At 58.6% G+C, this 10395-nt stretch carries 9 protein-coding genes and 1 riboswitch; of the genes, 7 read left to right on the top strand and 2 right to left on the bottom strand.

The features are described 5' to 3' along the window. Positions 1-161 precede the first annotated feature (161 nt). On the bottom strand, positions 162-992 hold the full coding sequence (locus tag ACLHHB_RS08540; protein ID WP_410217849.1) for a cell wall hydrolase: 831 nt from the start codon (positions 990-992) through the stop codon (positions 162-164). A 1670-nt stretch (positions 993-2662) separates the two neighbouring features. Here ACLHHB_RS08540 and ACLHHB_RS08545 point away from each other — a divergent pair. The 5 genes from ACLHHB_RS08545 to ACLHHB_RS08565 all read left to right on the top strand — a co-directional run bounded on the left by ACLHHB_RS08545 (position 2663) and on the right by ACLHHB_RS08565 (position 6873). Then, positions 2663-2896: a hypothetical protein gene (locus ACLHHB_RS08545; protein ID WP_410217856.1), complete on the top strand. Its 234-nt coding sequence runs from the start codon at positions 2663-2665 to the stop codon at positions 2894-2896. A 423-nt stretch (positions 2897-3319) separates the two neighbouring features. Continuing rightward, positions 3320-3493 (top strand): hypothetical protein, encoded by a 174-nt coding sequence (locus ACLHHB_RS08550; RefSeq protein WP_410217850.1) that lies wholly within the window; start codon positions 3320-3322, stop codon positions 3491-3493. A 43-nt stretch (positions 3494-3536) separates the two neighbouring features. Next, positions 3537-3753, top strand: a riboswitch (cobalamin riboswitch). Between the two features lie 150 nt (positions 3754-3903). Further along, positions 3904-4908: an ABC transporter substrate-binding protein gene (locus tag ACLHHB_RS08555; protein ID WP_410217851.1), complete on the top strand. Its 1005-nt coding sequence runs from the start codon at positions 3904-3906 to the stop codon at positions 4906-4908. Positions 4909-5582: 674 nt separating this feature from the next. After that, positions 5583-6137, top strand: a complete 555-nt coding sequence (locus tag ACLHHB_RS08560; RefSeq protein ID WP_410217852.1) for a DNA-3-methyladenine glycosylase — start codon at positions 5583-5585, stop codon at positions 6135-6137. 508 nt (positions 6138-6645) lie between these two features. Next, positions 6646-6873 (top strand): hypothetical protein, encoded by a 228-nt coding sequence (locus tag ACLHHB_RS08565; protein ID WP_410217853.1) that lies wholly within the window; start codon positions 6646-6648, stop codon positions 6871-6873. Between the two features lie 743 nt (positions 6874-7616). Here ACLHHB_RS08565 and ACLHHB_RS08570 read toward each other — a convergent pair. Then, the gene (locus ACLHHB_RS08570; protein WP_410217857.1) at positions 7617-7841 is read right to left on the bottom strand and encodes a hypothetical protein; all 225 of its coding nucleotides are present in this window, start codon (positions 7839-7841) and stop codon (positions 7617-7619) included. A 1742-nt stretch (positions 7842-9583) separates the two neighbouring features. Between ACLHHB_RS08570 and ACLHHB_RS08575 the strand changes: the two genes are divergently transcribed. Further along, a complete protein-coding gene (locus ACLHHB_RS08575; protein WP_410217854.1) occupies positions 9584-9871 on the top strand; it encodes a hypothetical protein in 288 nt (95 codons plus the stop codon). 27 nt (positions 9872-9898) lie between these two features. Continuing rightward, positions 9899-10395: HWE histidine kinase domain-containing protein (locus ACLHHB_RS08580; RefSeq protein ID WP_410217855.1), on the top strand; the 497-nt coding region annotated here is incomplete at its 3' end.

Consider the following 10395-nt stretch of genomic DNA (forward strand, 5'->3'; position numbering starts at 1 on the left):
TGGGTGGTCATGCCGCTCCCGTGGCGAACCTGCCCATAGTGCGTCCTTCCATTCCCAAGAAGCAATCGCACCATCAAAACCTGCGATCAAATAGCAAAGGGGCAAGGGACCATGACAACTCATCCCGTGCTGAACAGGCTGCAGTTAATGACGCCATCACCCTAAAGAGAAAAAGATGAACCCGGATCGACGTAGAAGATGTGGTCTTCGATCGAACGGACCTTGACCATGTCGGGAGCCCAAGACGGTGACACGGCGGTTGTGTGATAATGGTCCGCCCCCTTGAGTTCAGGCATCGGCCCGTCGATCAAGGCATGGGCTGCAAATTGGACAGCCTTGCTCCAAGCCTTCATGTCAGTGATCGGCGGAAAGTCATAGCGCGTGGTCATGAAACTGAACTGCCTTGGGACCACGTTGTCACAGGCGGTGTTACCCCATCGGTGGGGAACCGCAGCGCGTTGAAGGATCACCGATGCAACAGCGCGCTGGCCAAGGTCGCTCTGGTCGCGTGCTTCGTGATAAATCGCGACGGCGATGCAGGACAGATCGCTGGCGTTGCGCAACGACTGAGGCGGCAGCGGCACGGCTGCGCCCCTGACGATCTGTTCCGGCGTGGGGGGACGGGAAAACGGCCGCGTCGTCGTGACCTCGAGCGGCCGTGGCGCGGGAGGCACCGTGCTCGTGAGTATCAACCGCCGCTGGTCACGCACCGTGAGAGGAGGTGTCAGCGGGACATCCAGAACCTTTGGATGCATGGGTGCGGAACGAGGCTGATCAAGGGCGACTTTAGGGGCCTCGGAGTCCTTTAGACCCACGAACGATAGAATGGCCATGGCAACCACCAACCCAAGTGCCATCGCCGCAGGTATTGGCCAATATGCTAAGCCATTGGCCGCATGTCGCGGGTAAACGCTCTTGTCGGTGCGGGTCAAGGCTCTTGGCTTGCAGGAAACGACAAGAGCAATGGTCTTGGCGAAGAACGCTCGGATCATTGGTCAATTCCTTCGATTGCTCCTGAAACGGCGCAAGGTGCGAAAGTGTTCCCCGAAAGCCATACTCTGGCGGAATACCGCTCAAGAGACGGGCGCGGCTGCTTTCAGGCAGTGTATATCAGGCAGTCGGATCCGAACTTTCCCCTGTGATTACAAAGCAGGTTGTTTTCTGCAACGGCACGGCAAAACGAAATGCTGGGCCGGTCGGCAGGAAAGGCAGCGATGCTGCTGGCAACCTGTGGTTGGGAGAGCGTATCTATCTCTGACCGAACACTCACTGGCGCGTATAAGCGTTTGTTTTTTAAACAAATTTCTCTCGAAACGCAGGGGCAACAACGACAATCTGCTGGGACAATATCTTTGGAATGCAGCGATGGCTTCTGCGCCTGAAGCGGAAGCATTTGCAATAGAGGCGCCCGGCGCATTGAGCAGGTTGAGATACTGAGCCTTCAACTAACGCTGGACCATCAGACGTCCCGTCGACTCCTCAAATGCCCGGTGAGCGACTGTGCGAGATATAAATTTTCTGTACAAAACCCTCCCGACGGCCTGACAGACAAATCTGAGGCAATCGTTATCCGCATTCTTGGCAAACGGTGCAGGTCCGGCCGCTGTCCAGAACGCTGATCATGATGCGCATCACAGTGAATTTTTTAGATCTGCCTTGGCCTGCCGTTCCCGAAGAGCATTGCAAACGCTTGCGTCATCGCGGACAGAAACGATCTGCTGCAGCAACACCTGTTCGAACGGTTCCGTCGCTGCCGCTTGGCAGGGCGGCATCCTTGCCGATAAGAGGCGATGCACCGACCATCCTCTCTCCGCCTCCTTTGCCTGACCTTGCTTGCGGTTGTCGGCAGGGCCCTTGCATCGGCCCCTTTGGCTCGCGGCGTTCCCCCAACCGAGGAAGTACGACTTGAGGCGCTCGTGCTGTCGGGCGGCTCATTGTTGGACCTGTGCCTGCAGGATGAACTCGAACATCGGCACGGACCCCGCTGTTCGCTCCGCCACATGATCACGGGCAGCGACCTGCCTCGGGCCGACCTCTGCCTGATCGGCATCGAAGGGATAATCGCGCCGACCATCATCTTTCCGCAAGCTGAATGCACAATTCTGCGCTTCCGCGATCCGGCAGCACCCCTGCGCGCTTCTCTGACAGCACGACCTGATCCATTTTATCCGGCATTCAAGTACCCTTTGGGGCGCATCCTGACAGGTTATCTTTCATGCAATCTCATGGCAACTCGTCCGCAAGGACGACACAGAATTCCCTGCGTCCGTTCCTGATGCGGCTTTACTTTCATATCGGGCTTTTGTCGGCCCGTTCCTGTTCATCGCGGCATTCAGCGGCATTTTTTATATGCTGACACCGCAGATCGGATCCCAAGCGGCGCAAGTCTTCATCAGAAATGATTTCAGCGTTTCGGCCATAAGGCCCGCGCCTGCTGACAGCCCGATAACCCGCATTCTCTTCTCGGACGGCACACTGGAACCATCCGAGAACAGGACCATCTTCGTCGGCCCGGTGGACCTGACGATCAGGGGCGACATGACCACCTATGGCACCAGCGGCATCCTACCCTTCCGCATGCGGCTGGACTATCTGCATCGCAACATGATGCTGGGGAATGGGGCAATACTACAGCGAGCCTGCGGCGTTCTGGCTGTGGGTCATGGTTCTTGGAAGCCTTGCTCTCTGGGTGACGCGGGCGCGCTGTCGGCGCACGGTGACAGACATGCCGCCCGCACAACGGCACCGTTGGATTCATGGATCCCTTGGCGTTACCTTGGCAGTCGGCCTGATCTTCTTGTCCGTTACCGGCCTGACCTGGTCACCGGCTGCGGGTGGGCGGATTGTGGCAGCCTGCGCGTCGCACTTGGCCTCGTCACGCCTTCTGTCAGCCTAACGCTGGACACGGAAACGCATCCAATGGTGCATGCTCACCCCACCACGACATTCCAAACCTGACAGCGCGCCAGAATCGGATGGCGGAACTCGATGCCGTTGTGGCCACGGCACGCGTGGCAGGGCCCGGCTCACCTTTTGTGGGAATCCGAGTGTCGAATCCTAGGCAGGCATGGTCCGTGCGCGAATATGATCGCCGCTGGCCCACGCAAGCGGAGGCGATTGCCCTCCATTCCGAAACCTTGGCTGTCACGAGCCGCGCAGACTCCAAGAGTTTTTCGCTGGTGCCAAAGCTGATCCGCTGGGGCATTGACCTGCACATGGGCTGCTGTTCGGCCTGCCGAACCGGATCCTGATGGCATTGATCGCCTTTGGCCTGATGGTTACCATCGTCTAGGGCTATGTCTTGTGTGGGGGCAGGCGCGTGGCGGCAAAGCCCTTGTCGCTGGCCTGGACGAGGCTGTCGCCGAGGTCCCGTCTGGTATGGGTGCTGCTGGTCTGCGTTCTGGGCTGGCCGCTGCCGATGATGGGTTTCAGCCTGGCCCTGTTCCTGATCATCGACATACGGCGCGCGCTGCTTGTCCGGCAGACCGCATGAAAGGCCGGCCCTTTGCGCAGGATTGACCCGCGGACCATTTTCGGTCATTTCCTGTTCCGATGGTTCCCGAGACGGCCAAGCCTGATCGGGTGAAAAGGGAACGTGGTACGGTGTAGCCATCAGGCGCCAAGTCCACGACTGCCCCCGCAACTGCAAGCGGCAGTCGACCCCTCGATGCCACTGGCGCCCCCGGCGCCGGGAAGGCTGAGAAAGGCCGCGATCCGCAAGTCAGGAGACCTGCCATCATGATCTTGACCTACCCGGGCGGGGTGCCCCGGAAGGAGACCACGATGCGCCTTGGCGGGCCCGGAACGCGGACAACCGCTAGATCCTGCAGCAAAGGGCCTTGGCCCTTTCCGGCTCGCGTGCCTTCCCTGACCCCGTCCTTCCCCAGATGAAGGACGATCAACGTGACCAGACTTGCCGCATCCATCGCCATCGCCGTGACCTGTGCACCGGCTGCATGGTCTTCGCCGACCACCTATCCGCTGACCATCGTGAACTGCGGCCATGAACTGACCTTTCCCGCGCAGCCCGACAACGTTGTCTCGATCGGACAGTCCACGACCGAAATCCTTTACGCGCTTGGCGCGGCGGACCGCATGGCCGGCACCGCCCTTTGGTTCAACGAGGTTCTGCCGGAGTACGCGGATGCCGATGACGGCGTCGAACGGATCAGCGACAACATGCCCAGCTTCGAGGGCGTGGTGAACAAGCGGCCCGGCTTCGTGCCGACCATGTTCGAGTGGATGATCGGAGAGCAGGGAGCCGTCGGCACGCGCGCGCAGTTCTCGGATCTGGGCATTCCGGCCTATGTCATGCCTGCAGATTGCCAGGGCAAGGACAACCTTGTCGGCTCCGATGGCACCCGGCTTGCACCCTTCGACATCGCAACACTTTATCAGACCATTACCGAAATGGCCGAAATCATGGACCGTCGCGAAGCGGGTGCCGCGCTGGTCCATGACCTGAAGACACGCGAGGCTGACGTTGTCGCACTTGCCCAGGCGCTGGATCTGCCGGACGCATCGGCGGCCGTCTGGTTTTCGTCCCCTGACCTTCAGCTTGATCCTTACATGTCCGGGCACATGGGAATACCGGCGTGGATGCTGGAGCGACTGGGCCTGCGCAACGTTGTCACCTCGGACGAGGAATGGCCCACGGTCGGCTGGGAGACGATCGCGCGTGCCGATCCTTCCGTCATCGTGATCGCACGGATGGATCGTCGCCGCTTTCCGGCCGACGACCATGAGGAAAAATTGCGCTTTCTCAGATCGGACCCGGTAACCAGCCAGATGAACGCCGTCAAAGAGGGGCGCATCGTCATTCTGGACGCCGAGGCAATGCACCCGTCCATCCGTTTGATCGACGGGTTGGAAGCCTTGGTGGCGGCCATGGAGAATTTGTCACGGTAACGCTTCAAGCCTGATCCGCAGACAAGGCCTTTCAAGAAGACGTAGGGAACGAAATCCCCGAAGGTTTGCCTGCCCCCCTTTCAAAGGTCGAACATCCAAAAACGCCTTGGCAGGCCACCAATGGATGGCACTTGCGACATGGCTTTGTGCAACAAGGAGGTGTCTTTCGGGAAAAAGCTCTCGTAACTGATTTGATGAGTTGTCGGTAACAAGCCGAGTTCCCGGCTTGCAGTGATGGATCTTGGAAACGCGGGGTGTCCTGCTGCACTGCGTCGCAGAATGCACTATGCGCTTGTCTATCTAAAATGCTGAATATGAAGCTGTGTGATGGACAAGGGGTTCGGTTTTCGAAACCAGCGTCCATCCGTCAAAGGAACCTTGAAGAGATGATACCGCTTCCGCATATCCGGCGGCGTGCTTGCAGAAAGGAATGACCGCCGCAATCCTTGGAACCCGACCCTTGTCACGGCTGTTTTGGACGAAAAACCCGGGCCCCGATGATGGGCCGTCGCCCCGCCCCCAAGGCGCCTCGTGGTTTCTGCGTTCAATCGCGAAGCCGAAGCCCGCATGCTGCTCAGTTTCTCATCCCGGCATGTTTGCACAGCTTGCTCAACCGCTGCAAAACACTGCAAAGCGGATCGATATCTTTTGACTGCCTTACTGGAACTGACATCATGTCCCCTTTCTCTTTTCTCAGCCAGATTGCCGGCATGGACGCTGCCACTCTGGCACGCCGGCTGATCGGCGCCAGCCTTCTGGTGCGGGGAGCAGGTGGCACGATCATTGAAACGGAAGCCTATGCGCAGAGCGATCCGGCCTCTCACAGTTTCCGTGGTCCCACAAGGCGCAATGCCTCGATGTTCGGTCCGACAGGGCATGCCTATATCTATCGTTCCTATGGGATCCACTTGTGCCTGAACGTGGTTGCCCTGCCGGGAGAGGCGGTGCTGATACGGGCAATTGCTCCGCTATGGGGTGTCGAGCTCATGCGGACGCGGCGGAACAGCGCCATGCTGTGCAATGGACCGGGACGCCTGACGCAGGCGCTCGGCATCCGTTTCGAAGATGATGGCACAATCTTTGACGGGACCGAATTTTCCATCACCCTCGCTGCCGACAGGCCCGATCTACTTGTGGGCCCAAGGATCGGCATCAGCAAGGCACAGCATTTGCCGTGGCGCTTCGGCCTTGCCGGAGCAGAAGGCCTCAGCAAGCCCTTTCCTCGATAACCGGTAAGGTCGGGTGGGTTTCGATCCGAAACCCGCTGTCCGGCAGTACATCACAAGAAGCATGAGCATGCCCATCGGGACGCCCTGTTCTGCCAGAATGGAGAGACCCTGCTCCTTACGCGGACCCAGCACCGTCGCATGTTGCCACGGAACCGCCACCGTATGTCAGGCCTCGCTTTATAAGGTCGAAAACGCACCCTTGATCCATGCTGGATGGCTGAAACGACAGGGGGCATGTTCCTTGACTGGAGATTGCTCTGAGACATGATGTAGAGGTGAGGGCGCATCAACCTCAGCAGCACAAAACCATCCCGCATTGGCCTGTCCGCAGTGCTCTGTTCCGGCCAGGTCAGCCTCTTATCCGCACCGCCGCTGGGGGAGCGCGGTCTGCCAGCGTTAGCCCATCCCAAGGGATGGATGTTGGCCGATTGACGCGCGCAGGCAGCGGGGAGCGTCGGAGCTTTTCCAGTACACTGAACGCCTGATCAACCGGCCGATGAAAATCAGAATGTCACATGTCGAAGTTCTCGTCAAAACCGCTGTTACAACCGCAGACCTGAAGTATGAAGAGCACAGCCTATCAGCATTATCGGCTGCAACATTGGTGAGCCAACCAAGGCATTCGGCACCTCATCGACCGGATCTTGCAAAGCGTGACGGCAGCGCGCCAACGGCTGCATTGCTTTGCGTGATGTCCATGCGCGACGACATGAAGGCTTTGGAAGCCACCCGCTGATGGCTCCGGGAGGCATTGTCCAAGCCGCCCTGCTGATCTTGATTTTGACCTTTGCAATCGCCGAATGATATTCACCCTGTCTGCGCCGTCGGTGTTCCAGCAGGCTTTTCGGATGCCATGCACCCAAGATCGGACTTGGTGGTTCAGGATACAGTTTTTTGCGAGCTGTTCGCGAAAGACCTGTCCTATAAGGACCAGGCTATTTGTCCTTGTTCGGCTGGCAAGGCAAAAACCGAGATTATTCTTCTCGGCGCCAGTTCGCGGTGTGCCGGCAGCTCTTTATCAAAAAAGCTATATGCCCCTGAACAACCATTGCTGCCCCGATGATAGGATTTGTTGCTGCTGAAAGGTGCCGCCGCATCTCGCGCGGCTGGGCTGCGTGATGCCTTGGCTCGTTCAGCCGGCGGCGGTGTGCAGCCGAGCATAATCGGTATAAACTTCTGCGTCTTCGCGGTAAAAAAATAACTCTGGTTCGCAACATTCAGGTGCCACCCCAGACCAGAGGCCCATAGGCAGATTGTAATTGGCAATGAAGGGCACGCCGAATGACATCAAATCTGCAACGCCACGGGTGATAGATTCATTCGCCGATCTCTAGCTTCGCGCCCCTTCACAATGGTCGTGCCAAGAGATCATTCACGCGCGAAACGGGGGATATTTATGGTCAAAGAGCACAGAGCGACCACTATGGGGGCCCTCAATGCACTGGCCGGGGACAGGCGAATGCCGACATGATCTGCAGCTTAAACTGCGATACCCGGATCGACTACCTCAAACACCACCCGCGCCCGATTTTCAGTCAGCCTACTGTGGGCATTTGTCCAGATATTAGAACAATTCTCTCGAGATTGCTGGAGTAGGTGGCAACTCACGACGTGTATCTCGACACCATCAAAACCGGCGGCGCTGACGTTTTGAGCAGCAATGGCAAAATCCCTGATAATTCCCGGACTTTCTTCTGCGCCCAGCGTTTAGAATCGTGAAGCTGATTTGGCCGCCTGTGAGGAGGAACTTTTCTTCGGCCGGCAGGGCCAAGGGTGCATTGTCCTTCAAGATGTCCTGATGCGAAGGCCGGCCAAGACGGCGCCTGCCGAAGGCCGCAACGGTATGGACCGTGCTTTCGCGGGCAGGCAGGGCTTCTGCCAGGATCTGTTATTGTCAGGCCTGCCCCGGCTGTCACCTGATGGGGTGTCGGCGTCTTTCCTTGATCTTCGGCTCCGGCGTCAGACCGAACTGGCCCGGCGCACATGCGTTCTGATCGACGTGGCAGAGGCGGCAATCGGGCCTTGAGCGACATGCGGGCGGGCCCGTCCGGTTCAATCGAAGGTCATCCTGCGGGTCGAGCAGACAGCTGGTTGTGCCGGCGTGACAATTTTTTCATCAAGCCAGAGTTGGTCCGTTTCTTTTTCCTCGCAAGAGGGAAATGATGGAAGCGATGCCTCATAATTAGCCTTCTTGTGGTCGTCAATGTGCAGGCTTCGGAACTATGATTGACCTGAACCCTCTGCGCGTCCTCGAACGCGTTGCCGGATATGGCAGAATTTCCAATGCGGCTTGCGAACTCGGTCTGTCGCTTGACAGTCAGCCGCGCCGTCGTGAGGCTGGGAAGGCCGTTGAGTGTACGGTTGATGCAGAAGACCACGCGCCGTGACGCTGACGCCCGCCGGTTTGGCCCATCAAGATTGCGTAAAGGGTGTCATATACGATCTGGTGGAGTTGAGCGGAACAGCATCAGGCCCCTTGCGAATGGGTGCGGGGTCGGCCCAGCGGCCTCAGGATCTGCCAGCGCACCGGAGTTGTCGCTTTCCTGGCAATGGACAGACACGTTGGTAAACCCTGTCCAATGGCAGGCAGGGAGTCAACATTCGGATCACGCCTTCATGGGCGTCGATGAGGTGCTGACCATCCACTGCATTGTTTGCGCAGACGGTGACATCGAGCTGGTTTCCGATAATCTCATCGAGGAGGCTCAGGCTGGAAGGCGGCTTCACAAGGTCCTGCCAACTTGGGAGACGCCGCCGGTGCTGCTGCCTTAGCCTACCCGAAATGCCGAGGACCGGGCCATCTGTGCGCGCCTTGGCCAATTCATGTGCAAGACAGAGCCTGACATGTCGTGATCCTGATCAGCATCGTGAGCTCGTCGAACCTTCGCCGCCATCCGGCATCCCTGTCATCCTGCCGTCTTTAAGCGGGTCCGTTTACGCGCTTGGAAAGATGGCTTCATCAGGAGGAGTGACTTTGTGCACACTCCTCCAGGTATTGCGGGGCAATCACAGGTGAAAATATGGCCAGCACCGAAGCTACTGGCCACCTTGCTGCAGCCGACACAATGGTTACTTTGAAAATGGATATCTTGGCGACCTGAACCGCTGCCCACGTCAAAGACCGCATGAAGCCTTGGCCGGATCAGATGCAGCGCAATATGTAACATGCCTTGACACTTTGTGACTCAGCTTTGCTGGCCCACCCTCCCCATCCTAGCATAACACGTGGAAAACAAGCAGAGAATGGCTGAGCCAGAGTCAGGCCAGTCCGGGTTTCGAGGCAGGCGAAACACGCAATGGATGATGACAGACCCGCATCGGTATGGAAGTTGCCGCCGGCGCGCACTGCGCCATACGCTTTGGCGGCATCACCAAGGGCACGATGATGGCTGCTGCATCGACAAATCCTTGTTGCACGAGGCTGCCGCCGCTTCTAGCTTTGTGGCATGACCGATTGTTTGCCCTGCATCCGGCCTTTCCCTGCCACTGGCGGTGAATGCGCGGCCCTCCTTGACGCCATCGACTGGTCGTCTCACCCCTTGGGTGATCCGATCCATTGGCCGGTCGAACTGAAAACCGCTGTGCGGATCTGCCTGACCTCCAAGTTTGCGACAATGGTGCACTGGGGTCCGCGTCACCACACCTTTTACAATGACGCCTATGCCGTCCGTCTCGGCCACAAGCATCCTGACCATCTTGGACAGCCCGCCTATGACTGGTGGTCCGAAATGTAGGACCAGCTTGAACCGTTCTTTCAAAAGGTGCTGGCGGGCGACAGCTATTACAGCGAGAACGCCCGTTACACGCCCGACCGCGACGGGACTGCGAAAGAAGCCTTCTTCACGCACAGCCACAGCCCGATCTGGGACGATACCGGCGCTGTGTGCGGCATTTTCCTGACGGTTGTGGAAACCACGGCGCGGCTCGAGGCAGAAGCCCGCAACGAGCTTCTGATGGACGAACTCAAGCATCGGATCAAGAACATGCTGGCCGTCGTGCAGGCCATCGTGAACCAGTCCCTGCGCAGGGCAGAGAACAAGGACGATGTCGCAGCAATCATTCGCGGCCAGATCAGCGCCTTGGGCCGGGCGCATGACCTTTTGACCAAATCCGCCCATGTCGACGCGCCATTGGCTGCGATTGTCATGGGCTCCCTGGACATCCATGGTCCCTATGCCGGACGGGTCGCTGCCGGAGGGCCAGCGATCACCCTCGTTCCGCAGGCCGCCATTGCCCTCACGATGGTTCTGCACGAGCT

The sequence above is a fragment of the Paracoccus sp. (in: a-proteobacteria) genome (assembly GCF_046462195.1).
Classification (GTDB): Bacteria; Pseudomonadota; Alphaproteobacteria; order Rhodobacterales; family Rhodobacteraceae; genus Paracoccus.

What these genes read in the sequence shown, in the direction of transcription:
- ACLHHB_RS08540 (WP_410217849.1), bottom strand. Translation starts at nt 992, where the DNA reads ATGATCCGAGCGTTCTTCGCCAAGACCATTGCTCTTGTCGTTTCCTGC.
- ACLHHB_RS08545 (WP_410217856.1), top strand. Translation starts at nt 2,663, where the DNA reads ATGGTTCTTGGAAGCCTTGCTCTCTGGGTGACGCGGGCGCGCTGTCGG.
- ACLHHB_RS08560 (WP_410217852.1), top strand. Translation starts at nt 5,583, where the DNA reads ATGTCCCCTTTCTCTTTTCTCAGCCAGATTGCCGGCATGGACGCTGCC.
- ACLHHB_RS08565 (WP_410217853.1), top strand. Translation starts at nt 6,646, where the DNA reads ATGTCACATGTCGAAGTTCTCGTCAAAACCGCTGTTACAACCGCAGAC.
- ACLHHB_RS08575 (WP_410217854.1), top strand. Translation starts at nt 9,584, where the DNA reads ATGACCGATTGTTTGCCCTGCATCCGGCCTTTCCCTGCCACTGGCGGT.